The organism is Gordonia shandongensis DSM 45094 (assembly GCF_000423025.1).
GTDB lineage: Bacteria > Actinomycetota > Actinomycetes > Mycobacteriales > Mycobacteriaceae > Gordonia > Gordonia shandongensis.
The window spans coordinates 325720-350434 of record NZ_AUHE01000002.1 but is presented as its reverse complement, the minus strand read 5'-3'; the positions used below and the strand labels follow the sequence as shown (position 1 = coordinate 350434).

General features: G+C 69.1%; 24 protein-coding genes and 1 tRNA gene. 10 read left to right on the top strand and 15 right to left on the bottom strand.

From position 1 onward, the window contains the following. Window positions 1–19 precede the first annotated feature (19 nt). Window positions 20–850 (bottom strand): tRNA (adenine-N1)-methyltransferase, encoded by an 831-nt coding sequence (locus G528_RS0104480; protein WP_026917928.1) that lies wholly within the window; start codon window positions 848–850, stop codon window positions 20–22. A 116-nt stretch (window positions 851–966) separates the two neighbouring features. Here G528_RS0104480 and G528_RS0104475 point away from each other — a divergent pair, with 116 nt between their 5' ends. Beyond that, window positions 967–1824, top strand: a complete 858-nt coding sequence (locus G528_RS0104475; RefSeq protein ID WP_026917927.1) for a thioesterase family protein — start codon at window positions 967–969, stop codon at window positions 1822–1824. Between the two features lie 16 nt (window positions 1825–1840). Here G528_RS0104475 and hisG read toward each other — a convergent pair whose 3' ends face one another. The 4 genes from hisG to metH all read right to left on the bottom strand — a co-directional run bounded on the left by hisG (window position 1841) and on the right by metH (window position 7428). Next, complete coding sequence (gene hisG, locus G528_RS0104470; protein ID WP_026917926.1) at window positions 1841–2689, bottom strand: ATP phosphoribosyltransferase; 849 nt, start codon at window positions 2687–2689, stop codon at window positions 1841–1843. 104 nt (window positions 2690–2793) lie between these two features. Beyond that, complete coding sequence (locus tag G528_RS0104465) at window positions 2794–3057, bottom strand: phosphoribosyl-ATP diphosphatase (RefSeq protein ID WP_026917925.1); 264 nt, start codon at window positions 3055–3057, stop codon at window positions 2794–2796. A 53-nt stretch (window positions 3058–3110) separates the two neighbouring features. Then, window positions 3111–3791 (bottom strand): HAD family hydrolase, encoded by a 681-nt coding sequence (locus tag G528_RS0104460; protein WP_026917924.1) that lies wholly within the window; start codon window positions 3789–3791, stop codon window positions 3111–3113. A gap of 52 nt (window positions 3792–3843) precedes the next feature. Beyond that, complete coding sequence (gene metH / locus G528_RS0104455) at window positions 3844–7428, bottom strand: methionine synthase (RefSeq protein WP_026917923.1); 3585 nt, start codon at window positions 7426–7428, stop codon at window positions 3844–3846. Between the two features lie 51 nt (window positions 7429–7479). On the opposite strand from metH, the gene G528_RS0104450 reads away from it, so the two are divergent. After that, a complete protein-coding gene (locus G528_RS0104450; protein WP_051198270.1) occupies window positions 7480–8382 on the top strand; it encodes a PAC2 family protein in 903 nt (300 codons plus the stop codon). A gap of 11 nt (window positions 8383–8393) precedes the next feature. Here G528_RS0104450 and G528_RS0104445 read toward each other — a convergent pair whose 3' ends face one another. The 6 genes from G528_RS0104445 to G528_RS0104420 all read right to left on the bottom strand — a co-directional run bounded on the left by G528_RS0104445 (window position 8394) and on the right by G528_RS0104420 (window position 13353). Further along, the gene (locus G528_RS0104445; RefSeq protein ID WP_026917921.1) at window positions 8394–8702 is read right to left on the bottom strand and encodes a hypothetical protein; all 309 of its coding nucleotides are present in this window, start codon (window positions 8700–8702) and stop codon (window positions 8394–8396) included. A 48-nt stretch (window positions 8703–8750) separates the two neighbouring features. Next, on the bottom strand, window positions 8751–10001 hold the full coding sequence (gene mshC, locus G528_RS0104440) for a cysteine--1-D-myo-inosityl 2-amino-2-deoxy-alpha-D-glucopyranoside ligase (protein ID WP_026917920.1): 1251 nt from the start codon (window positions 9999–10001) through the stop codon (window positions 8751–8753). 91 nt (window positions 10002–10092) lie between these two features. Continuing rightward, window positions 10093–10896, bottom strand: coding sequence for an SCO1664 family protein (locus G528_RS0104435; protein ID WP_026917919.1), 804 nt, complete (start codon window positions 10894–10896; stop codon window positions 10093–10095). A 5-nt stretch (window positions 10897–10901) separates the two neighbouring features. After that, entirely contained in the window at window positions 10902–11735 is an 834-nt protein-coding gene (locus G528_RS16375) for a DUF3090 domain-containing protein (RefSeq protein WP_084638039.1), read from the bottom strand. A gap of 74 nt (window positions 11736–11809) precedes the next feature. After that, a complete protein-coding gene (locus G528_RS0104425) occupies window positions 11810–12499 on the bottom strand; it encodes an MSMEG_4193 family putative phosphomutase (protein ID WP_026917918.1) in 690 nt (229 codons plus the stop codon). Between the two features lie 14 nt (window positions 12500–12513). Continuing rightward, on the bottom strand, window positions 12514–13353 hold the full coding sequence (locus G528_RS0104420; protein WP_026917917.1) for an undecaprenyl-diphosphate phosphatase: 840 nt from the start codon (window positions 13351–13353) through the stop codon (window positions 12514–12516). A gap of 57 nt (window positions 13354–13410) precedes the next feature. Between G528_RS0104420 and G528_RS0104415 the strand changes: the two genes are divergently transcribed. Then, on the top strand, window positions 13411–14481 hold the full coding sequence (locus G528_RS0104415; protein WP_026917916.1) for an NHL repeat-containing protein: 1071 nt from the start codon (window positions 13411–13413) through the stop codon (window positions 14479–14481). Window positions 14482–14548: 67 nt separating this feature from the next. Then, entirely contained in the window at window positions 14549–15646 is a 1098-nt protein-coding gene (locus tag G528_RS0104410; RefSeq protein ID WP_026917915.1) for a quinone-dependent dihydroorotate dehydrogenase, read from the top strand. Between the two features lie 34 nt (window positions 15647–15680). Here G528_RS0104410 and G528_RS0104405 read toward each other — a convergent pair whose 3' ends face one another. Together G528_RS0104405 and G528_RS0104400 are read right to left on the bottom strand one after the other, a co-directional pair. Next, on the bottom strand, window positions 15681–16223 hold the full coding sequence (locus tag G528_RS0104405) for a YbhB/YbcL family Raf kinase inhibitor-like protein (RefSeq protein ID WP_026917914.1): 543 nt from the start codon (window positions 16221–16223) through the stop codon (window positions 15681–15683). 40 nt (window positions 16224–16263) lie between these two features. Then, on the bottom strand, window positions 16264–17595 hold the full coding sequence (locus G528_RS0104400; protein ID WP_026917913.1) for a M20/M25/M40 family metallo-hydrolase: 1332 nt from the start codon (window positions 17593–17595) through the stop codon (window positions 16264–16266). Between the two features lie 90 nt (window positions 17596–17685). Between G528_RS0104400 and G528_RS0104395 the strand changes: the two genes are divergently transcribed. Continuing rightward, window positions 17686–17771: transfer RNA gene (locus G528_RS0104395), tRNA-Leu, on the top strand. A 94-nt stretch (window positions 17772–17865) separates the two neighbouring features. Here the strand turns inward: G528_RS0104395 and G528_RS16370 are convergent. Together G528_RS16370 and G528_RS0104385 are read right to left on the bottom strand one after the other, a co-directional pair. After that, window positions 17866–18630: a phosphonatase-like hydrolase gene (locus tag G528_RS16370; protein ID WP_051198268.1), complete on the bottom strand. Its 765-nt coding sequence runs from the start codon at window positions 18628–18630 to the stop codon at window positions 17866–17868. Between the two features lie 58 nt (window positions 18631–18688). Continuing rightward, on the bottom strand, window positions 18689–19456 hold the full coding sequence (locus tag G528_RS0104385) for a GntR family transcriptional regulator (RefSeq protein ID WP_026917912.1): 768 nt from the start codon (window positions 19454–19456) through the stop codon (window positions 18689–18691). Between the two features lie 153 nt (window positions 19457–19609). Between G528_RS0104385 and G528_RS0104380 the strand changes: the two genes are divergently transcribed. The 5 genes from G528_RS0104380 (at window position 19610) to G528_RS0104360 (ending at window position 24707) form a co-directional block, all read left to right on the top strand. Then, window positions 19610–20755 (top strand): TIGR03364 family FAD-dependent oxidoreductase, encoded by a 1146-nt coding sequence (locus tag G528_RS0104380; RefSeq protein WP_026917911.1) that lies wholly within the window; start codon window positions 19610–19612, stop codon window positions 20753–20755. 66 nt (window positions 20756–20821) lie between these two features. Next, entirely contained in the window at window positions 20822–21859 is a 1038-nt protein-coding gene (locus G528_RS0104375; protein WP_026917910.1) for a 2-aminoethylphosphonate ABC transporter substrate-binding protein, read from the top strand. Further along, window positions 21856–23043, top strand: coding sequence for an ABC transporter ATP-binding protein (locus G528_RS16365; RefSeq protein WP_084638021.1), 1188 nt, complete (start codon window positions 21856–21858; stop codon window positions 23041–23043). The genes G528_RS0104375 and G528_RS16365 overlap by 4 nt, the downstream gene beginning before the upstream one ends. After that, the gene (locus G528_RS0104365) at window positions 23040–23906 is read left to right on the top strand and encodes a 2-aminoethylphosphonate ABC transporter permease subunit (RefSeq protein ID WP_026917909.1); all 867 of its coding nucleotides are present in this window, start codon (window positions 23040–23042) and stop codon (window positions 23904–23906) included. Before G528_RS16365 ends, G528_RS0104365 begins: the two co-directional genes overlap by 4 nt. A 3-nt stretch (window positions 23907–23909) precedes the next feature. Next, a complete protein-coding gene (locus tag G528_RS0104360) occupies window positions 23910–24707 on the top strand; it encodes an ABC transporter permease (protein ID WP_026917908.1) in 798 nt (265 codons plus the stop codon). Window positions 24708–24715: the final 8 nt, after the last annotated feature.

Sequence of the window (24715 nt, the reverse complement as noted above, 5' to 3'; positions counted from 1 at the left end):
CTGGACTGCCATGACCACGCTACCCGCGTGTCGGACGTCGCTGAACGCGAAGGGTTTCGGTTCCGTCGGCGAGCCGCCGCGCAGTGATGAGAAACGCGGTGTGACCCTGCATCCGATGCTCGGGGCGGACGGCGAGTCCGACGGCGCTCCACTCGCGGACCAGCGACTCCCAGGCGCGAGGCTCGGTCCAGCACTGCTGTTCGCGCAGTCCCTCCATGACACGGGACAGTTGGGTGACCGTCGCGACGTAGACGATCAGCACCCCGCCCGGGAGGATCGTGCGTCGGGCGACGTCCAGGCACTCCCAGGGCGCCAGCATGTCGAGGACGATGCGGTCGTACTTGTCCTCGGGATCGTGATCGGCCAGATCGCCGACCACCAGTCGCCAGTTCTCGGGTGCCTCGCCGAGAAAGGTCTCGACGTTGCGAACCGCGTGCGCCGCGTGATCGTCGCGCACTTCGTACGACAGGACGCTGCCGGTCGGTCCCACCGCGCGCAGGAGCGAGAGCGTGAGCGCCCCGGACCCGGCGCCGGCCTCCAGGACGCGGGCGCCGGGAAAGACGTCGCCCTCGGCGACGATCTGCGCGGAGTCCTTGGGATAGATCACCTGGGCGCCGCGAGGCATCGAGAGCACGTAATCGGTCAGCAACGGGCGTAAGGCCAGATACTGTGTGCCCGACGTCGCCTCCACCACGCACCCCTCCGGCGACCCGATGAGGTCGTCGTGGGCGATGGCTCCGCGGTGGGTGTGGAAAGCCTTACCCGCCTCGAGGACGACGGTGAACTTGCGTCCCTTCGCATCGCTGAGCTGAACGCGGTCTCCCACGGCGAATGGGCCGGTCGTCGCCATCGTGCGCTGGTCCTCCGATCTCCGGCCGCACGTGCGTCGGGGGCCGGTTCGCGTGGCGCCGCCGACGGCGGACACCGGCGGTCACTGCTGTGACAACCTTGTCATAGGGTGCCGGTATGAACTTCGACGAGGTGCCGTTCGACTGCTACTACGAACCCGTCCCGACACCGCCTGGACACGACGACGGCTACGAGTACTTCCAACCGACCGAGGCCACGGTGAGCGTCTGGTCGCCGCAGATCCAGCACGGCGGACCGCCCGCGGGGCTGCTCGTGCGAAGCATGCTCGGCGCCGTCCCCGACGACGGCCAGGAGTTCACGCGCGTGACCTTCGAGATCTTCGGAGCGATGGGCCTCGGAGTCAACCGCGTGCGCGCGACGATGCCGCGGCCGGGTCGTCGCATCTCGATGGTCTCCGCCGACCTCGAGATCCAGGAGCCCGGCGGCGACTACCGGCTGGCCGGCCGCGCGGTGGCCTGGCGCATGGCCGCCTCCGACACGACATCGGCGCGGACGCTGCCGCGCGAACCGCTGCCGCTCGGCCCCGACGATCTCGACCAGATCATCGGCTTCCCCGACGACCCGGAGAACGGCGTCCCGTGGGGCAGAGTCGGCTTCATCGGGACCACCGTCGTCGCCCTCACCGAGGGACGCAACGGCCGATCGCAGGCCGTGTGGATCCGTCCCGCCCTCCCCCTCGTCGCCGGGGAGGAGCCGACGGACCTCGAACAGGTCTTCACGGTCCTCGACGTGGCCAACGGCGTCGGCACCGATCTCGATCCGCGGGAGTGGTCGTGGATGAACCTCGACACCACCGTGCATCTCGTCGGCCGGCCGACCAGCGGTTGGCTGGGCATCGATGCGGACCTGGCCGTCGGAACCCGCGGGTACGGGGCCAGCTTCGCCGACCTCTACGACGTCAGCGGCTTCCTCGGACGGTCGGCGCAGACCGACCTCATCGCCGCCCAGGGCTGATCGGCGACGAGCCCTGTCAGAACCGGCACGACCGGATGTCGGACGCCAGAATCGCACGGACGCCCAGGTACGACAGCTCGTCCATGACCGACTGGTGGGTCTTGCGCGGCACCATCGACCGGACGGCGATCCAGTCGGGATCGGCCAACGGCGAGATCGTCGGCGACTCCAGCCCGGGAGTCAGCGTCAACGCCTGGTCGAGCAGCGTCTTGGGGCAGTCGTAGTCGATCATGACGTACTGCTGGCCGAACACGACGCCCTGGACTCGCTTGATGAACTGCCGCGCCGCGCGGTTCGGTTCGGCGTTCGCCGGATTGCGGACCAGCACGGCCTCCGAGTCGCACAGCGATTCGCCGAACGCCGTCAGATCGTGGAGCCGCAGCGTGCGGCCCGACCCGACGACGTCGGCGATCACATCGGCGACACCGAGGTGGATGGAGATCTCGACGGCCCCGTCGAGCCGGATGATCTCCGCCTCGATCCCGCGGTCGGCGAGATCGCGGCGCACCAGGTTCGGGTAGGACGTCGCGATCCGCTTGCCCGCCAGATCGTCGACGGACCAGTCCTCCCCCGCCGGACCGGCGTACCGGAACGTCGACCCGCCGAAGCCGAGTGCGACCTCCTCGATCACCTCGGCACCGGAATCGGCGGCCAGATCACGGCCGGTGATCCCCAGATCCAGGGTGCCGGCGCTCACGTAGATCGCGACATCCTTGGGTCGCAGGAAATAGAACTCGACGTCGTTGGCGACGTCGATCACGTTGAGGTCCTTGGGGTCGGACCGCTTCCGGTAGCCAGCCTCGGAGAGGATCGCGGCGGCGGACTCGGACAGGGCGCCCTTGTTGGGGACGGCGACTCGCAGCATGGCGGTGCTCCTAGCGCAGTTGACGGTTTCGGGGTGACGTCGGTCTCCGAGTGGCATCGGTCTCGTCGGTGACGTCGACGTGCGTGCTCTACGGGCGGGCGGATCTACAGATGCCGGTACACGTCGTCGGGATGCAGTCCGCGCTTGATCATCATCACCTGGAGCCAGTAGACGAGCTGGGAGATCTCCTCGGCGAGGGCGTCGTCCGACTCGTGTTCGGCGGCCAACCAGACCTCCCCGGCCTCCTCGATGATCTTCTTGCCGAGCGTGTGGACCCCGGAGTCGAGGGCCGCGACCGTTCCACTGCCCGCGGGTCGGTTCCGCGCCTTGTCGGCCAGCTCGGCGAAGAGTTCATCGAAGGTTTTCACGCTATGTATTCTGGCACGCCCCGGGGTCGCGCCGCCGCTCGGGCCGACCGCCGTCAGCCGGGTCGCGCGACAGCCGCCGCGAGGTCCTCCAGGGTCAGCCCCACGAGGGTGTCGCGGTAGGTGTACGTCGGACGCACGGGAACCGGCACGGCCGACGGGACGACGATCGCGGGCACCCCCGCGGCGTGGGTGGCGGCGGCACCGACCGGCGAGTCCTCCACGGCCAGGCATCGGCGCGGCGCATGGCCGACGATCTCGGCGGCCCGCCGGTAGATGTGCGGCTCGGGTTTACCCGCCGCGACCTCGTCGCCGCACACCGTCGCGACGAACCTGTCACGACCGAGCGTGTCGAGCATCTCCTCGGCGACCTCGCGGATCGTGTTGGTCACCAGCAGCATCGGGATCTGAGCCTCGGCCACCAGTGCCAGTGCGTCGAGTGCCCCCGGACGCCACCGCAGTCCGTCCGCGAACAGGTCGAGCACCCGCTGCACCATTCGCGCCTCGTCCCCCTGGAAGTCGCGCCCGGACTCCGGCACGCGACCGGCGTCGTACACCCGGGTGAGGGCGTCGACAGAGCTGTTGCCCATCGTGGCCTCCCGCAACTCGGGCGTCATGACGGCCCCGACCCGCTCGGCGAACTCCTCCATCGCCAGCGTCCACAGCGGCTCGGTGTCCAACAGTGTTCCGTCCATGTCCCAGAAGACGGCCAGGGGAAGTGCGCGATCGTCGACCACAGCAGACGCCTTTCGGTGGGGACCGCCCAGCGGGTCCCACGGTCGTAGAGACTCAGGTGTTGAAGTACTTGGCCTCGGGGTGATGCAGCACGAACGCGTCCGTCGACTGTTCGGGGTGCAGCTGCAGCTCCTCGGACAGCTCCACGCCGATGCGCCCCGGCTCCAGCAGGTCGATCATCTTGGCGCGGTCGTTCAGATCGGGGCAGGCCCCGTAGCCGAAGCTGTAGCGGGCACCGCGGTACTCCAGATCGAAGAAGCCCTGCGGACGATCCGGGTCCTCGTCGGCCATCGCACCCGCGGTGAACGTCAGCTCTCGACGGACCCGCTGGTGCCAGTACTCGGCCAACGCCTCGGTCAGCTGCACTCCGATGCCGTGGACCTCCAGGTAGTCGCGGTAGGCGTTGTCGGCGAACAGGCGGTTCGCGAAGTCCGCGATCGGGGTCCCCATCGTGACGAGCTGGAACGGCAGGACGTCGACGGAACCGTCGGCCACGGCCTGCTCCCGCGGGCGGATGAAGTCCGCGATGCACAGGAACCGCGAGCGCTGCTGACGCGGGAACGTGAAGCTGTGGCGGACCGCCGCGGCGGGGTCGGGAGACTCGAGGACGTGCACGGTGTCGCCCTCGCTGACCGCCGGGAAGTAACCGTAGACGACGGCGGCGTGGGCGAGGATGCCCTCCACCGACAGCCGGTCGATCCATTCCCGCAGACGGGGACGCCCCTCGGTCTCGACGAGTTCGTCGTAGTCCGGCCCGTCGCCGCCGCGGGTCCCGCGCAGTCCCCACTGGCCGAGGAACAGTGCGCGCTCGTCGAGCATCGACAAGTAGTCGGCGACCGGGATCCCCTTGACGATCCGGGTGCCCCAGAAAGGCGGTTTCGGCAGCTCGTTGTCGACGGCGACGTCGGAGCGGTCGGGAACCTCGACCGGCTCCTGTTCGGCCTTCCGCTTCTCCGCGATGCGCTGGGAGCGTTCGCGACGTGCCTTGCGTTCGGCGACCTTCGCGGCGGCGGCCTTGGCTTCGGGACTGTCCGGATCGGGGCCCTCACCGCGTTTGATCGCCATCAGCTCGTCCATCAGGCTCAAGCCCTCGAACGCGTCGCGGGCGTACCGGACGTCACCGGAGTAGACGTCGGCGAGATCGCCCTCGACGTAGGTGCGGGTCAGCGCCGCACCGCCGAGGAGAACGGGGATCTCCGACTTGCCCCTGGTGTTCATCTCCTCGAGATTCTCCTTCATCACGACCGTGGACTTCACCAGGAGGCCCGACATGCCGATGACGTCGGCGCCACTGTCCTCCGCGGCCGACAGGATGGTGGCGATGGGCTGCTTGATCCCGATGTTGACCACGTCGTAGCCGTTGTTCGACAGGATGATGTCGACGAGGTTCTTGCCGATGTCGTGGACGTCGCCCTTCACGGTCGCCAGCACGATTCGGCCCTTGCCGTCTTCGTCGGTCGCCTCCATGAACTGTTCCAGGTGCGCCACCGACGCCTTCATGACCTCGGCGGACTGCAGGACGAACGGCAGCTGCATCTGGCCGGATCCGAACAGTTCACCGACCGTCTTCATTCCCGACAGCAGGGTGTCGTTGATGATCGACAGCGGCGGGACCTGCTCGCGGGCCTCATCGAGATCGTCGATGAGACCGTTGCGGTCGCCGTCGACGATCCGCTGCTCCAGTCGTTCGAAGAGCGGCATGGCTGCGAGTTCGGCGGCCCGCGACTCGCGCGCCGAGGCGGCCGAGACGCCCTCGAACAGCTCCATCAGCCGCTGCAGCGGATCGTAGTCGTCGGTGCGGTTGTTGTAGACGAGGTCGAGGGCCGTCTGCCGCTGCTCCTCGGGAATCCGCGCCATCGGCAGGATCTTGGACGCGTGGACGATCGCGGTGTCCAGGCCGGCTTTGACGCACTCGTGCAGGAACACGGAGTTGAGCACCTGCCGTGCGGCCGGGTTGAGCCCGAACGAGATGTTCGAGATGCCCAGGGTGAAGTGGACGTCGGGGTGCGACTCCTTGATTCTGCGGATGGCCTCGATCGTCTCGATGCCGTCGCGGCGGACCTCTTCCTGACCCGTGGAGATCGGGAACGTGAGGGCGTCGATGATGATGTCCTCTTCGGCGAGTCCCCAGGCGTCGCCGGTCAGGTCGGCGATCAGGCGTTCGGCGATCTCGACCTTGTGGTCCGCGGTGCGCGCCTGCCCCTGCTCGTCGATCGTGAGGGCGACCACCGCCGCACCGTGCTCCACGACGTGCTTCATGATGCGGGCGAACCGGGAGTCCGGTCCGTCGCCGTCCTCGTAGTTCACCGAGTTGACGGCGCACCGACCGCCGAGATGCTCGAGTCCCGCCTGGATGACCTCCGGCTCGGTGGAGTCGATCATGATCGGCAGGGTCGACGCGGTGGCGAACCGTGAGGCCAACTCGGTCATGTCGGCCGCACCGTCGCGGCCCACGTAGTCGACGTTGAGATCCAGCATGTGCGCACCGTCGCGGGTCTGCGCCTTGGCGATCTGGAGGCACGTCTCGTAGTCGCCGTCGATCATCGCCTCGCGGAACGCCTTGGAGCCGTTGGAGTTGGTGCGTTCGGCGACGACCAGGAAGCTGGCGTCCTGACGGAACGGGACGGCCGTGTAGAGCGACGACGTCTCCGACACGTGCTCCGGTGTCCGCGCCGGCGCCTGCACACCGTGCAGCGCTTCGGCGACCTGCCGGATGTGCTCGGGCGTGCTGCCACAGCATCCGCCCACGAACTGGAGCCCGTAATCGTGGACGAAGCCGGAGAGCGCCGACGCCATCTCCTCCGGAGTCAGGGGGTACTCGGCACCGTTCTTCCCGAGGACCGGGAGGCCCGCGTTGGGCATCACCGACACCGGGATCCGGGCGTGCTTGGACAGATAGCGCAGGTGCTCGCTCATCTCCGCCGGGCCGGTGGCGCAGTTCAGGCCGATCACGTCGGCGCCGAGCGGTTCGATCGCGGCCAGCGCCGCGCCGATCTCGGAGCCCACGAGCATGGTCCCGGTCGTCTCGACCGTCACGTGAGTGATGATCGGAAGGTGACGGCCGGCGCTCGCCATCGCACGTCGAGCGGCGACGACGGCGGCCTTGAGCTGGAGCAGGTCCTGCGAGGTCTCGATGAGGATCGCGTCGGCGCCGCCGTCGAGCATGCCCAGCACGCACTCGATGTAGGCGTCGCGGATCGCCTGGAACGTGGTGTGCCCGAGACTGGGGAGCTTGGTTCCCGGACCGATCGATCCGAGGACGAATCGGTCCGTCCCGTCAGCGGACGGTCCGAACTCGTCGGCGACACCGCGGGCGATCGACGTGCCGGCGTACGACAGCTCGCGGATGCGGTCGGCGATGTCGTAGTCGCCGAGGTTCGACAGGTTGCACCCGAACGTGTTGGTCTCGACCGCATCGGCGCCGGCCTCGAAGTATCGGCGGTGGATGTCGGCGAGGACATCGGGCCGCGTGTCGTTGAGGATCTCGTTGCATCCTTCGAGCTGCGCGAAGTCGTCCAGCGTGAGGTCGGCCGCCTGCAGCATGGTCCCCATCGCGCCGTCCCCGATGACGACCCGTCGGGACATCGCGTCCAGGAAGGTCGAGTCGTAGTCGGTTCGGGAGGAGTTCGTGAAGGACATGTCCGTCAGGGTAGTTCGCCGTTCTGTTCCGTTCTCCGTAGGCTCGGAGCAATGAGCCCCACGCCACCCGAGAAACACGACAACCTGGACAATTCCGACCGTCGTGGCGGGCTCCCTGTTTTGCGCAACCCGATTTTAATCGCCGCCTTCTCCGGATGGAACGACGCGGCCGACTCGGCGACCGGTGCCGTGGAGCACCTGGCGCTGGCCTGGGACGCCACCCCGGTCCGGGAGGTCGATCCCGACGACTTCTACGACTATCAGTCGACCCGACCGACGATCCGACAGAAGGACGGCGTGACCCGGCGGATCGAATGGCCGTCGACCGTGATCTCGTCGTGCGTCGTCCCCGGCGGTGACCGAGACGTGGTCCTGGTGCTGGGCCCCGAACCCAACCACCGGTGGCGCGCGTACTGCCGGCAGATCGTCGAACTGGCCGACGACCTCGGCGTCGAACTCGCGGTCGTACTCGGGGCTCTGCTCGCCGATGCGCCGCACACGCGGCCCGTCCCGGTCACCGGCACCGCCGAGAGCACCGAAGCCACCGCTCGGCTCGGCCTGCAGCCCAGCCGCTACGAGGGGCCGACCGGGATCACCGGAGTCCTGGCGGACGCCTTCGTCCAGGCGGGCATCCCCACGGTGTCCCTGTGGGCCGCCGTACCCCATTACGTCTCGCACACGTCGAACCCGAAGGCGACCCTCGCCCTGCTGACCACGGTCGCGACCGTGACGGGCCTGTCGATCGATCTGGGCATGCTCGCCGATCACGCAGCGGAATGGGAGGCCACGATCACCGACATGATCAGCGAGGACGACGATATGGCCGAATACGTCCAGGAACTCGAGGAGTCGAGCGACGAAGACCTCAGCGACGCGTTGCTGCGGATCGACGGCGATGAGATCGCGGCCGAGTTCGAAAAGTACCTCCGGCGGCGCGGCGACTCCGAGGCGTAGGAGACGAACCGTCAGTCGATGCGTTCGATGTCGACGACGGGCGTGGTCACGCGCCACGTGCGAACATCAGGATCGTCGGCGGCCGCCACCCAGAACTGCGCGGGCTCGCCGACCCGGCAGCTGGTGACGCCCAGCAGCGGGATGTCCTCCGAGTCGCGCCGCAAATCGCTGATGATCCACTCGTCGCCGTCGGGCCGTCCCACGCCGGGCGCCCGCAACAGGGTCATCGCGGCGAAGTCCAACAGGTACGTCGACGTCTGGGTCGTGACGGTCCAGACCCCTTCGGCCGTACCGCGCGGAATCCGTTCAGCTCGTGCCACGGCCGGTAGCCTATCGGATCGGGTCCCGGCCCGGCCGGATGGCAGTCGTCAGCGGCGCGGGGCGATGTCGACGCCGAGCAGGGCGTCCACGGCAGCGGTGATCAACCCGGGAGCCTGGGTCGACGAGCCGATCCCGATCGTCGCATCGGCGGCCCACGCATCGACGGCGGCCAGCGCCTTCGGGGTGTCGAGATCGTCGGCCAGATGCTGGCGCAGCCGCGCCACGGTGTCGGCGGCGTCGGGCCCGGTCTCCGCCTTGGCTGCTCGACGCCAGTTGGCCAGACGCCGCTCCCCGATCGCCAGCACGTCGTCGGTCCACATGCGGTCGCCGCGATAGTGTTCCGACAGCAGCCCCAGTCGGATGGCGCCCGGATCGACGCCTGCGTCCCTAAGCTTCGAGACGAGCACCAGATTTCCGAGGCTCTTCGACATCTTCTCGCCGTCGAGTCCGATCATTCCCGTGTGGACGTAGTGGCGGGCGAAACGGCGCCCGCCGGTGATGGCCTCGCCGTGCGCGGCGGAGAACTCGTGGTGCGGGAAGATGAGGTCGCTGCCGCCGCCCTGGATGTCGAAACCCATGCCCAGGCGTTCCAGGGCGATCGCCGAGCACTCGATGTGCCATCCGGGACGTCCGGGGCCCATCGGCGACTCCCATGACGGCTCCCCGTCGCGCGCCGCGCGCCACAGCAGCGCGTCGAGCGGATTCCGCTTACCGGGTCGGTCGGGGTCCCCGCCGCGTTCGGCGAAGAATCGGGCCATCGTCGCGGCGTCGTATCCGGACTCGTAGCCGAAGTGGTCGGTCGCATCGACCCGGAAGTAGACGTCCGGAAACTCCGGATCGTCGACGATGTACGCCGACCCGTTCTCCAGCAGGACACCCACCGCGCGAATGACCTCGTCGATCGTCTCGACGGCGCCCACGTAATCGCGCGGTGGAATCACCCGCAGGGCCTCCATGTCGGTCCGGAACAACTCGATCTCCCGGCTGCCCAGATCACGCCAGTCGATGCCGTCCCGCGCCGCCCGTTCGAAGAGCGGGTCGTCGACGTCGGTGATGTTCTGCACGTAGTGGACGTCGTGCCCGGCGTCCCGAAGCGACCGGTTGATCAGATCGAACATCACGTAGGTCGCCGCATGCCCCAGGTGGGTCGCGTCGTACGGGGTGATGCCGCAGACGTACATCGTCGCGACCTCGCCGGGCGCGACGGGCTTCACCTGGGCGTCGGCGGTGTCGTGGAGCCGGAGGGGAACACCGGTGCCCGGCACGGACGGAATGGGAGGCGAGGGCCACGAATGCATGCCGTCAACTGTATGTGCCCGGACCCCGGCGGCGCCGCCCCGGGGTCCGGCAGCGGGTGTCACAGACCTCCGAGCGTCCGGGCAGACGGTTCTAGAACGGCGGCCAGGGAATCGCCCGACTGTGCGGCGGCGACGGCATCCGGCGGCTGTCGAGGAGGTCGCCCACCCGGATCCGGAGTGCCTCGATCTCGTCGCCGCTGATCAGCGCGGCGAGTGCGACGACCAGTTCCGCGTCCGGCTGTGCCAGGAGCGAGTGCAGCACACCGAGCGCGGCCAGATCGTCGTCCGCGATGGGACGACCGGCCCACCCCCAGAGGACGGTGCGGAGCTTGTCCTCGGCATGCAGGCAGATCCCGTGGTCGATGCCGTACATCCGTCCGTCGGCGGTCGTCAGAACGTGACCGCCCTTGCGGTCGGCGTTGTTGATGACGGCGTCGAGGACCGCGAGCCGCGCAAGCCGGGCATCGTCCCGGTGGACCAGGGCCACCGGCGTCCCGTCGGCGTCGTGGCCGGCCAGGATCACGAGTGAACCGGGTGAGACGGCATCGGCCCGGACCACGTCGATCAGGTCGGACTCGGGTCCGTCGATCCATCGTTGGACCATGCCGGGTCCCAGATCGGCGTCGACTGGTCCGGACTGCCGCAGCGTCGTCTCCGGTATCAGATCCCAGCCGAGCGCCTCGCAGATGAGGTACGACGCGACCTCGCGACCCGCGAGCGTGCCGTCGGGGAAATCCCACAGCGGGGCCTCACCGCGTACGGGCTTGTAGACACACCTGAGTTCGTCGTCGCCTGCGCGAACCACGCAGGCCAGGGTGAGGTTGCTCGCGGACGGGATCCGGCCGAGCAGTGTCATCTCCCCCGAGGTGAGCAGATCGATCACGTCGCCGTTCACCGTGGTCAGTCGTCCCCCTCCCCGTCGCCCACATCACCATCGTCCGCATCACCGTCGTCTTCATCACCACGGTCTTCGGCCCGGTCGTCTCCCGCAGCTCCGTCCCCCGCAGCTCCGTCCCCCGCAGCTTCGTCCCCCGCAGCATCGTCACCGGAGTCGTCGTCACCGGAATCGTCGTCGCCGGAGTCGTCGTCGACGTCGAAGGAGGCGTCGAAGCCGGGCACCAGGCGGCTCAGGCCGGCCAACACCTCCGGGTCGACGAACTCGACGGACCGGCTGAACTCCGCATCGCGCTTGTAGCCGTTGCTGCGCGCACAGATGTGTCCCTCCGGGTCCAGCGGCTGGGAGCAGAGCGGGCACAGCGGTCGGCCCGCAGCGATCACCCGCATCGAACGGGCGCTGAACTCGCGTGCCTCGTCGGCGGTCAGGAAGATCCGAAGGGTGTCGGGCCCCTCATCGGTGTCGTCGAGGATCACAGACTCATCGATCGGCTGCTCGGTGACCGCCAGGAGTTCGATCACCACGGACGCGCCCTCCGCGTCCCAACCCAGGCCCATCGACCCCACCCGGAACTCGGCGTCCACGGGACTCTCGAGGGGATCGGTGTCGCTGACCTCCGACACCTCGGGCGGCACCGGCGTCCCGAATCGGCGTTGCACCTCGTCGAGCAGATAGCCGAGCCGATCGGCCAGGATCAACACCTGCTGCTTCTCCAACTCGACGCTCATCAGCCGCGCGTCCTGCGACACCTGCAGGTAGAAGGTGCGGTCCCCGGGAACACCGACGGTTCCCGCAACGAAGCGCTGCGGACTGCGGAACTCGTGAATCGTTCGGGCCATCGTTCGCATCCCTTCCCTCGGCTCGGGCCGCCTCGGCGCCGGCCCGTATCACGGTACCGTCCGGACTGGCCCCCTCAGACTCCCGTCGAACCGCCGACCGCGGCATCGGCCTGCGCGGGGCCGCGCGGAAGCACGAGCCGACCGGAGTTGTTGACCGTCAGCACAGACGGCCGCGCGGACCCGTAGTGGACGACGCTGATCGACGCCGGATCGACGACGATGCGCTGGAAGTGGTCCAGGTGCAGTCCCAGGGCGTCGGCGAGCACGCTCTTGATCACGTCGCCGTGTGAGAAGGCGACCCACAGGCCCTGACCGTCATCGCCGCCGTGACGACCGTCCAGGCGGCGCACGGCCGCGGTCGCCCGCCGCGAGACGTCGGCGAGACCCTCCCCGCCGGGAAACCGGGCGGCCGACGGCTGCTGCTGCACCGTCCGCCACAGCGGCTCACCGACCAGATCGCCCATCGGCCGGTTGCTCCACTGCCCGTAGTCGACCTCGATCAGATCGTCCTCCACGCGGGCGTGCACCCGGCCGCCGCTCCGAGCGGCCATCGCCGCGACGAGCGGCGCAGCAGTCTGCTCACACCGCTCCAACGGGGAACGCTCCACCGCGACGATCCGGTCGAGGACGTCGTCGAGTCGGTCGACCAACCCGGTCGCCTGGACGGCGCCGTGTTCGTCGAGGTCGACACCCGGCGTGCGACCCGCGAGCAGTCGCGCCGTATTGGCGGTGGACCGGCCGTGCCGGATCAGGATGACCGTCATGTCCGCCAGCGTAGTCAGCTGCTGATGACGCGCGTCGACAGCAGGACCAGGACCGCGACACCGAGCGCGATCCGGTACCCGCCGAACCAGCTCATCGAGTGGTGCGACACGAAACGCATCAGCCAGGCGATCGACACGTACCCCAGCACGAACGCGATCGCCGTCGCGACCGCGATCTGAGGTCCCGTCGCCGCCAGTCCCTCCCCTGCCGGCTCGAACACGTCCTTGAGACTGAACAGACCGGACGCCAGGACGGCGGGAATGGCGATGAGGAAGGAGAATCGGAACGCCGCCTCGCGTTCCAGGCCCGCGAACAGACCCGCGCTCGCCGTGGCGCCCGAGCGGGACACCCCCGGAATCAACGCAAGACACTGGGCCGCACCCATGATGAGCGCATCGCGCCCCGTGAGCTTCTCCAGGGTCCGCTTCTGTGCGGCGTACCGTTCGGCGGCGAAGAACACGAACGAGAAGACGATCAGCATGATCGCGACGAGCCACAGGTTCCGCCCGGCCGTCCGAATCTGGTCCTTGAAGACGAAACCGAGCACGCCGATCGGAATCGTGGCCAGAATCACGTACCACCCGACCCGGTAGTCGATGCCGCGGGCCGATGCGTCGCGAAGTCCGACGAACCACGCGCGGACGATGCGGCCGATGTCCTTGCCGAAGTACAGCAGGACGGCGAGCTCGGTTCCCAACTGCGTGACCGCGGTGAACGAGGCGCCCGCGTCGTCGCCGAACCACAGCTCCGACACGATCCGCAGATGCCCCGACGAGGAGATCGGCAGGAACTCGGTCACACCTTGCACGGCGCCCAACACGATCGCCTGGAGCCACGTCATCGTCTCAATCACGAACGCCGATGCTACCCATCGATGTCCCCGCGCCGAGCCATCACGCAAGATGGAGGCATGCGTGTGCGATCCCGTCTCTCGGCCCTCCTCGTCGCCGTGGCCACCGTCTCCGTCCTCACCGCCTGCGGCCAGTCCGACGACGGACCCCAGGACGACGTGCCGACCGTCACACCGGCGACGGCCGAACGGTCCCCCGCCGGGGGGCCGGCACCGACCGGCTCGATCGTCGCCCTCCCCCCGTCGGCGACAATCGTCGCGGCCCGCGGTGACCGGGACGCCGTCGCCGTCCTCGACGAAGCCGGACGGACGGTCCGCCTGTTCGCGACGTCTCCCGCGGCCGAGGGGCCCGACGACCGGACGACCGTCGACTGGACGACGCCGCCCCGCGAGATTCCGGTGCCGGAGCTGACGGCCCTCGCCGCCGACCGCGACGGTTTCGTCGGCGCCGGCCCCGCCGGGATCGTGCACCTGTCGGCGACCGGCGAGATCTCCGAACAGGCAGCCGACCTGACCGGAGTCCTCTCGGTCGCCGCACTCCCCGACGGACGCACCCTGGTCGGCACCGACCGCGGACGACTGCTCGTGTTCGCGCGCGACGGATCACGACAGCGAGACATCGGCGGGTGGGTCCGCGTCGACGACATCACGGTGGCACCGGAGACCGCCGGCGATCGGGCCGGCCAGGTGGTCGTCCTCGATCGTGCACAGTCGGCGGTCACCCCCGTCGACGTCGACAGCGGTGAACACAAGGCCGCACTGCGCGCCGGTGACGGCGCCACCCACTCGACCGTCGACCGCTACGGTCGCGTGCTGGTCTCCGGCACCCGAAACAACGAGTTCTACGCGTATTACGGGCAGCCGATCGTGATGCGGATGCGCGCCCCCGTCCCAGCGAGCCCCTTCGCGCTCGCCTACGACTCCGCACGGAACCTGCTCTGGATCTCGTCGACGGCGTCGAACACCGCCGTCGCGTACGCCCTCGATTCCGGTGAAGCGGTCGAGAAGCACCGGATCGCGACCGTCCCGCAGGTCGCCGCCATGGATGTCGATCCGACGAGCGGCGCGCTCCTGATGGTCTCCGCGCGGGACGGTGGACTCCAGGTCGTCGACACCGCGGCGGTGTCGTGAGCAGTCCCCGAACGTCGACCGGCCGTCGAGATCGCGTCCTCGGCACCGAGGAGAAGGACACCCCCGAATGCTGAGCGCAGTGAACAGCTTCCTCTACCCCCGCCTGCTCCGGCTGATGTTCCGCATCGACCCCGAACGGATCCACGGCATCACCTCGGCGCTGATCCGCCGATGCGGTTCGGCGCCGATACTGCGGACCGTCCTCGCCCGGATCTTCGCGCCGACCGACCCGATCCTGCGATCGACGGTCTTCGGAATCGACTTTCCGGCTCCGATCGGATTGGCCGCGGGCTTCGACAAGACCGCGGCGAGCGTGAACGCCTGGGGTCAGCTCGGCTTCGGATTCGCCGAGGTCGGGACCATCACCGGCCAGGCACAACCCGGCAATCCGACGCCGCGCCTGTTCCGACTGCCGGCCGACCGCGCCCTGATCAACCGGATGGGCTTCAACAATCCGGGTGCGGATGATGCGGCGACCGCACTGCGAGCACCTCGCCGGGGGCCGGTGCGCGTCCCGGTGGGCGCCAACATCGGTAAGACCAAGGTGGTCCCCCTCGACGGCGCCGTCGACGACTACCTTCACAGTGCCCGCACGCTGGGGCCGTCGGCCGACTTCGTGGTGGTCAACGTCAGTTCGCCGAACACGCCGGGCCTGCGTGATCTCCAGGCCGTCGATGCCCTCCGGCCGATCCTCGCGGCCGTGACCGAGGTGGTCGACGTCCCCGTGCTGGTCAAGATCGCCCCGGACCTCGCCGACGCGGATGTCGATGCCGTGGCCGACCTCGCCGTCGAGCTGGGACTGGCGGGAATTGTCGCGACCAACACGACGATCGCCCGCGACGGCCTGCGCACTCCGCCGGACACCGTCGAGGCGATCGGTGCGGGCGGCCTGTCGGGGCCGCCGGTCGCCGATCGCTCCCTGGAGGTCCTGCGTCGGCTGCACAGACGAGTGGGCGGCCGGATCGCATTGGTCAGCGTCGGGGGCATCGAGACCGTCGACCAGGCATGGGACCGAATCCGGGCGGGCGCCGATCTGCTTCAGGCGTACACCGGATTCATCTACGGCGGCCCCGTCTGGCTCCGCGACCTGCACCGCGGCATCGCGGACCGGCTGCGGGCGGAGGGATACTCATCGCTGTCGGACGCCGTCGGCACGGGCGTCTGAACACCGGCGTCCGCTGAGCCGGGCCCCGCGCGCCTCAGGATTCGCCGGGCAGTTCGAACACGCCGGTCAACACCCCTCGCGCAATGGCGCGAGAGTACAGGTTGAAACCCAGGAAGCTGGGGGTCGCGTCGGCGGGAAGCTCCAGCGACTCCACATCGACGGCGTGGACGGCGAACATGTAGCGGTGCGGGCCGTGGCCGGGAGGCGGCCCGGCGCCCACGAACTGCTTGAGTCCGGCGTCGTTGCCGAGGGTGACGGCTCCGGCGGGCAGATCAGTCGACTCGGGGGCACCCGCCCCGGTCGGCAGCGACGTCACCGAGGCCGGGATGTCGGCCACCGCCCAGTGCCAGAAGCCGGCGGCGGTCGGCGCGTCGGGGTCGTAGCAGGTCACCGTGAAACTCTTGGTCTCCGCCGGAAAACCGGACCAGCTCAACTGCGGCGAGACGTCCTCACCGCCGGCGCCGAAGATCGCCGAGACCTGCGGCGTCGGGAGGGTCTGCCCCTCGGCGAAGTCGGTCGACGTCACCGTGATGACCGGCAATGACGGCAACGCCCCGTAGGGATCGTACGCACCCACCATCGAATCCTTTCCCTGCGACTCATCGTCGTCGGCCCGGTCAGCAGTTGTGCATGAAATGCTCGAAGACCTTGGTGCCGAACAGAACCGACTCTACCGGCACCCGTTCGTCCACACCGTGGAACAGCGCGGCGAAGTCGAGGTCGGGTGGCAGCTGCAGCGGGGCGAAGCCGAAGCAGCGGATGCCCAGCCGCGCGAAGGCCTTGGCGTCGGTGCCGCCCGAGAGCATGTACGGCACCGTTCGGCCCTTCTCGTCGTGCGCGAGAACAGCCGCGTTCATCGCATCCACCAGATCGCCGTCGAAGGTCGTCTCGTAGGCGGGCAGGTGGGTGATCCACTCCCGCTGGACGTTGGGGCCGATGAGCTCGTCGATGGTCCGCTCGAACTCCTCCTGCCGTCCCGGCAGGACTCGGCAGTCGATCACCGCTTCGGCGTGCTGTGGAATCACATTCGCCTTGTAGCCGGCGGAGAGCATCGTCGGATTGGCGGTGTCGCGGAGTGTGGCGCCGATGATTCGCGCGAGATTGCCGATCTTGAACAGCGCCGATTCCAGGTCGGGCGTCTCCGGACTGAAGTCCAGACCGGTCTCCTCGGAGAGCGCGGCGAGGAACTCGCGAACCGACTCGGTCATCACGAGCGGAAACTGGTGAGCGCCGATCCGGGCCACCGCCGACGCGATCTCGGTGACCGCGTTCTCCGCGGCGAGGAACGACCCGTGGCCCGCCTGGGCGTCACAGGTGAGCCGCATCCACGAGAGCCCCTTCTCCGCGGTCTCCACCAGATACAGTCGCCGGACCTCGCCGTCCGGCCGGTCGACGGTCAGGGAGAACCCACCGACCTCGCCGACGGCCTCGGTGACTCCCTCGAACAGATCGGGCCGATGATCGACCAGCCAATGCGATCCCCAGGTCCCACCGGCCTCCTCGTCGGCCAGGAACGCGAAGACGAGGTCGCGCGGCGGCACGGTGCCGTCACGTTTGAACTGCCGGGCCAGCGCGAGCGCCATCCCCGCCATGTCCTTCATGTCGACCGCGCCGCGGCCCCAGATGTAGCCGTCCTGAACGGCGCCCGAGAACGGGTGGACCCGCCAGTCGTCGGCCTCGGCCGGGACCACATCGAGATGGGCATGGATGAGCAGGGCCCCGCGGTTCGGATCGGCGCCCGGCAACCGGGCGAAGACGTTGCCTCGACCCGGCATCCCCGACTCCACGTACTCGGTGGAGTAGCCGACCTCCTCCAGTTGCGCCGCAACCCATTCGGCGCACTCCCGTTCCCCGACGGTCGTCTCCGGACGTCCGGTGTTGGAGGTGTCGAATCGGATCAGTCGACTGACGATGTCGACCACTTCGTCGGTTGCGCGCAAGGCTGTCACCTCTCCATTCGTAGGGGATTTGGGATACCGGGGCAACCTTGGTTATTGTTATGCGGCGCGCCGCGATGCGGGGTGTGCAAACTACATCGAGTCCGAGTGGCGGAATGGCAGACGCGCTAGCTTGAGGTGCTAGTGTCCTATTAACGGACGTGGGGGTTCAAGTCCCCCCTCGGACACACTGACGACGAACCGCGAGAAGGCGAAAGCCTCTCGCGGTTCGCTGTTCTCGGAGTCGGTGTCGACGACGCTGTGCGGTGGCCCGCTCCCGCGTCAGCCGCGCGCATCCGCGGCCGGTTGGACGGCCGCGGATGCTTCGGAGTGACGCGCGGACGAATCGAGAACACCCGGTAGGTCGGGAATCGATGCGATGGAGTCCAGGACGTGGTCGGCGGCGTTGTCCTCGAGCGTCGCCCGCGGCGTCTGCCCCGTCAGCACACCGACGGACACGGCGCCGGCGTTGTTGGCCGCCTGCACGTCGACGGCGGTGTCCCCGGCGGCGATGACCTGATCTGCCGCGGTGACGCCGCAGCGCTGCATCGCCAATCGGATCATGTCGGGGGCCGGTCGGCCCGCGGCGACGTCGTCGGTGGTCACGACCGTGTCGAAGACCACTTCGTGGTGCGAATCGGCGGCGGCCGACCCGGCGACGCCCCAGTTGAGCGACTCCAACAGGGGTTCGACCACGGCGCGGTCGAACCCGGTCGTCAGCGCGACCTTGACGCCGCCGTTCTGCAGACGCGTGACGGTCTGTGCAGCACCCGGAACCGGAGTCGGCGGCTCGGTGCGGTAGCGCTCGGCGAGGATCTCGCGAAAGCGCACGAACGCGGACCGGGCCTGTCCGTCGTCCAGTTCCACCCCGCCGAGTCGGGCGAGATTCGCGATCGCGGTCACCTTGTCGGTGCCCATCCAGTGCGCGAGGTCCCCGTCGGCGACGTTCGCGCCGACCTCTTCGACGCAGGCGCGGAGTGCGTCGTAGACGGCGCCGCCGTCGTCGACGGTGGTTCCCGCGATGTCGAATGCAGCGAGGGTGATCATGGGTGGTCTCCGTTCGAAGTGGTGTGCATACAGGAGGATCGGGCGTGACCCGGGTGCGTCACGCGAGTCGGATATGGGGAAGGGCGCCGTCGGCCGCCGTCAGCCTGTTCTCGACCGTGATCGCGCACAGGCCGGGGACGTAACGGTCCTCTGCGGTCTCGACCGGTCGGCCCGCGGCGTCACGCGTGAGGCGCCGGGCGCGGATCAGCGGGGCCCCCTCGGGCACCCCGAGTGCCACGGCGTCGCGTTCGGTGGCCGCGACGGCGTCGATCCGATGGCTCGAACTGTAGAGATCGACACCGCGATCGATCATGAAGCGGTTGATCGAGCCCGAGTCGGGGTCGAACTCCATCAGCAACCGGCCGACCTCCCAGGAGAAGGTCATGTGCTCGATCACGGCGGGCTCGTCGTCGAGGGTCCGGACGCGCACGATGGTCACCACCGGGTCCTCCGGGGACACCTCGAGGGTGGCCGCCACGTCGCCGAGCGGGTTGGCGACCTCGTCGCCCGCCGCGTGTCGCGAGTGCAGCAGGGTGTGCTGTCCGGGCCGGTGTCCCTCGGCGTCGGCCCAGGCGGTGAACGACCCGAGCACGGTCGACGAGGGGCCCGGGACGGTGCGACGAACGAGCGGTGAGCGCCCGCGTCCGCCGACGAGGAGCCCCTCTGCGCGAAGTGTGGACAGCGCTTGCCTCACCGGTCCGCGAGACACCCCGAACTCGTCGCACAGTGCGGCTTCACTGGGGGCGCGACGCCCTTCGGGCCAGACGCCGGACGCGATCCGCGCTCGGAATTCGGCGCTGAGCTGCTCATGAATGGGGATGGACACGCATCTGAGTATACAAGTCGACGTGTCACCTTAGCGACTTCCACGTGAACGTCCCGTAACAGTGTGTTCACACTGTTTAACGACGAGAAAACTTATATAGACAAGTGGGCTCACCGGTTGCGAGTCAGCCCGGGCCGGGCGACGCTTCGAAGCGTGAGAATTCAGGAATGCGATGTTCTCGTCGTCGGCGCCGGGGTGGTCGGGCTCGGTCATGCCTCGGCTGCGCTCGACGCCGGACGGTCCGTGATCGTCATCGATCGAGACGAGCGCCCGGTCGGCGCGTCGATCCGCAACTTCGGGCATGTGTGCGCGACCGGACAGAGCGGGGAACTGCGGGAGCTCGCCCTCGGTGCACGCGAACGATGGCTCTCCGCGGCCTCCCGTGCCGGACTGGACGTCCGCCGAGACGCCGGCGCGGTCGCGGCTCGCTCGCACGACGAGATCGACGTCCTCGAGGAGGTCGCGGCAGCACGTGACTCGGTGGAACTCATCGACGCGGCGGCAGTGCGAGCGGAACTCGGCGGAGCGGGCGGTGCCGCCCTCGTCGGCGGGGCCCGCCTGACCGACGACCTGCGCGTCGACCCCCGTACCGCCGTGCCCCGCCTCGCCGACTGGCTCGGAGCGCGGGGCGTCGAATTCTCGTGGCGCACCTCGTTCCTCGGCGTCGACGACGCCGGGCCGGGCAGGGTCCGTGTCCGGACGTCCCGCGGGATCGTCACCGCCGCGGAGGTCTACGTCTGCGTGGGACACGACCTCGACCGTCACTTCCCCGATCTGGCCGACGAAGCGGGGGTGGTCCGCTGCTCGCTGCAGATGATGCTCACCGACGATCCGGGGTTCCGGGTGGCGCCGGCGGTCCTCACCGCGACCTCGCTGCTCCGATACGCCGCATTCGCCGAAACCGGTGCTGCGGCGGCGCTGCGCACCCGACTGACCGGAGAGCGGCCCGATCTGCTCGCCGCCGACACGAACATCATGCTCACCCAGCGGCCCGACGGCGGACTGCTGGTAGGCGATTCCCACACGTCCGACAAGACCGTCGATCCCTTCCTCGACGAGGGGGTGTCCCGTCTCATCCTCACCGACGTCGAGGACGTCCTCGGCACGTCGCTGACCGTCCGCCAGCGATGGCAGGGGGTGTACGCCAGCCGCCCCGGGGGGCCCTACCTGGTGGGTTCGCCGGCACCGGGCGTGCACGTCTGTGCGGTGACCACCGGCGTCGGCATGACGATCGGTCTCGAACTCGCCGCACGCCACGTCGCCGGTGAACTGGTGGCCACCGTCGACTCCCCCACCTGACCCCCGTTCGACCCCATCGACCGCACGACCGTCCCGTCCCACCCGACATCCCGGAGAAGAGGATCCATGAAGAGCTTCACTCGCGCGGCCACGGCACTCGCCGCCGCGCTCAGCATCGCCGCGGTCGCCGCCTGCGGCGGCACCGGCGGCAGCGCCGACGACCCCGACGCGGTGACCGTCTACAGTGCCGACGGACTCGCATCGTGGTACAAGACGCAGTTCGCGGCGTTCGAACGGGAGACCGGCATTCGGGTCGACTACGTGGAGGGCGGCTCGGGCGAAGTCGTCTCACGTGCGGCCAAGGAGAAGGCCAACCCGCAGATGGACGTTCTGGTCACCCTCCCGCCGTTCATCCAGCAGGCCGATCGCCAGGGGCTGCTCGGCGACACGTCGATCGCCGAGGCCGACGCGCTGCCTGCGCAGGCGAAGGCCCCCAGCGGTCACTACCTGGCGTTGGCCGACAACTACTTCACGATGATCCGGGGCACCGCCGTGACGCCGGCTCCCGAGACGTGGACGGACCTCCTCGACGATCGGTTCGACCAGAAGATCCAGTACTCGACCCCCGGACAGGCCGGCGACGGGACCGCGCTGCTCCTGCTCCTTCGCCATGTGATGGGCGACGACGGCGCCCTGGACTACCTCGGTCGACTCCAGGCCAACAACGTCGGCCCGTCCGCCTCGACCGGCAAGCTCGGGCCGAAGGTCTCCAAGGGCGAGTTGGCCGTCGCCAACAGCGATGTGCAGATGGCGCTGGCGTCGATCGCCGACGACGGCGCGGCGTACGAGACGTTCATCCCCGCCGGTCCCGACGGAAAGCGGACGACGATCGCCCTCCCCTACTTCATGGGACTGGCCGCCGATGCGCCGCACCCCGAGAACGCCCAGAAGCTGGTCGACTTCCTGATGTCGGTCCCCGTGCAGAAGACGCTGGCAGGCGAGGTCTTCGGCATCTCGGCGCGCACGGACGTCCCGACGACGGGAGACGACGAGGCGATCCGTGCCGCCGTCGCCGGGGTCGACGTCTGGCAGCCGGACTGGTCGGAGGTCGACGAGAACTTCCAGGCCCTCATCGACGCCTACAACAAGGCGACGGACCAGTGAGCGCCGCACCGCGGCAGCAGCCGCTCGCCCCAGTCCGTCAGACACCAGCCCGTCAGACACCAGCCCGTCAGACACCGGGCGACCACACGCCGGTCTCGACGGTTCCCGCCGTCGCACTGCGCGACGTGTCGGTGGCCTACGGGAGCACGATCGCCCTCGCCGAATGCAGCTTCGAGGTCGCCCGCGGCGAGACACTCGCCCTCCTCGGACCGTCCGGGTCCGGTAAGTCGACGGCCTTGAAGGCGATCGCCGGTTTCGAGGACGTCGTGGCGGGCGACGTCGAGATCGACGGTCGCACGGTGACCGCGCTGCCGCCGCGCGACCGGGGCGTCGGCTTCGTGGTCCAGCACTACGCCCTCTTCCCGCACATGAACGTCCGCGCCAACGTGGCGTTCGGACTCAAGGCGCGCCGCACACCGCGCGCCGACATCACGCCGCGAGTCAACGAGGTGCTGCGGATGGTCGGAATGCTGTCCTATGCCGACCGGCTGCCGCGTGAACTCTCCGGCGGCCAACAGCAGCGTGTCGCCATCGCACGGGCCCTCGCGGGCCAGCCGGACCTCCTGCTGCTCGACGAGCCGCTGTCGGCGCTCGACACCCGGCTTCGCGAGGAGATGCTGATCGAACTCCAGCAGCTCCGCCACGACCTCCCGGACATCGCGATCGTCCACGTGACGCACGACCAGGCCGAGGCGTTGGCCCTCGCGGACCGGATCGCGCTCATGCGCAACGCCCGCCTGGAGGCGATCGACACCGCCGAGAACCTGTTCCACCGTCCGCCGAGCGAATTCGCGGCGACCTTCCTCGGCGGCGCCGACATCCTCCCGGTTCGGGCCCTCGACCACATCGATGCCGGTGCGGTCGGCCCCGTGGATCACGGTGGTGCCGGACTGCGTGCCCGCAGCAGCCGCGGTGCTCGGCGCGACCAGCAGGTGTCGTTGGCCGTGCGCCCGTGGGCCTGGGAGTTCAGCCGCACCGTGCCGGACAACGGTCTGGAGGTCGACGTCGTCGACCTCCAGTGGCGCGGTTCGACCCGGCATGTGCGGGCCCGTGTGGCGCACACCGATCTGCCGATCGGCGTCGACGTCCCCGTGCTCCGCGACGCTCCCCGACCCGGTGAACGGTTGTGGGTCCGCGTGGATCCGGCGGACGTGCACATGGTTCCCGCGGAGAAGAGCGCATGACGGCGACGGTCACGGCGCCGCAGCGGCCGACGACCTCGCGGCGGCGAACCGTCGGTCCCGGCCTCGCCCTCCTGATCGGTCCGCTCGTCGTTCTCGGCGTCGGGTTGGGGTACCCGCTGGCCTGGGTGATCGCCAAGAGCTTCACCGACCGCAACGATCGATTCGCCGGGCTGTCGACGTGGTCCACCACGCTGTCGGATCCGGCGGTCCACAAGGCGGTGTGGCGGACTGTCGAGATCGCGGGTCTGGCGACCGCCGGTTGCCTGGTGACGGGCACGTTCATCGCGTTCGTCCTGGCGTTCGTGCCCTTCCCCGGCGCCGGCGCGATCGTGCGGATCATCGAGGCCGTCGTCTCGTTGCCCTCGTTCCTGCTGCCGCTGGCACTCGGAGTCCTGTTCGGACCGGTCGGCGTGATCTCCTCGATCACCGGCGACAATCTCACCCTGATGAGTTCGGTCACCGGCGTGGTCCTGGCGGAGATCGCCTTCTACACCCCGTTCGTGGTCCGTCCCGTCCTCGCGGCGTTCAGTCAGTTCCCCGGCGTGCACATCGACGTCGCCTCGTCGTTGGGGGCCGGACCGTTGAGGATCGCGACTCGGGTGATCCTTCCGCGGGTGCGGCCGTCACTGGCGGCCGCCGGATCGTTGACCTTTCTGCTGACCCTCAACGAGTTCGGCATCGTCCTGTTCACCGGGGCGAAGGACGTCATGACCCTGCCGATGATGATCTACACGAAGTCGATCGTCGGCTCCGATTTCGCAACGGCGGCCGTCATCGCCGTCCTCCAGTTGGCCCTCTCGGTGACCGTCTATCTCGGGTACCGACTCATTCTGCGGCGCTTCGACGCCCGGACGGGAGTCTGATCGATGCTCATCCGCACCACCTCCGCGCGGGCGGTGATCTGGACGGTGTTCGCCGTGATCGTCGGCGTCTTCGTCATCGCACCCATCGTCGTGACCGCCCTGACCGCGTTCTCGTCGAACTGGACATCGGTCCTCCCGTCGGGGCTCACCGGGACCCATATGGCTCAGACGCTCACCGAGGACAACCTCCAGAGCGTGGTCGTCTCGGTCCAGACCGCGTTGATCGCCTCGGCGATCGCAGTCGTGATCGGCACGTGGGCCGCCTTGGCGGCGCGGCAGGCGCCCACTCGTCTCAAGGGGATCATCGACACCGTGTTCCACGTCCCGGTCGCGGTGCCGTCCGTCGTGATCGGACTCGCGGTCCTCATCGCCTTCTCATCCCCGCCGCTGGTGCTGAACGGTACGCCGACCATCGTCATCGTCGTCCAGTCGCTGCTGGTCCTGTCGTTCGCCTATTCGATGGTCGCGGCCGCCGCCACATCGCTCGACCCGGCGCTCGACCGGGTGGCCGACTCCCTCGGGGCGCGCCCGGCGCGGATCCTGTTCACCGTGACGCTGCCGCTGTTGGCGCCGGCGATCGCCGCGGCGGCCGGCCTGTCGGTGGCGCTGTGCATGGGCGAGCTGGGCGCCACGATCATGGTCTACCCCGCATCGTGGAGGACGCTTCCGGTCACGGTGTTCGCCCAGTCGGACCGGGGGGAGATCTTCTCGGCCGCCGCGAACACGCTGCTGTTGGTGATGGTGAGCGTCGTGATCCTCGGTCTCTTGAGCCGGATCCGGTCGCGTGCCGCGGTCCGGTGAGGCGCGGA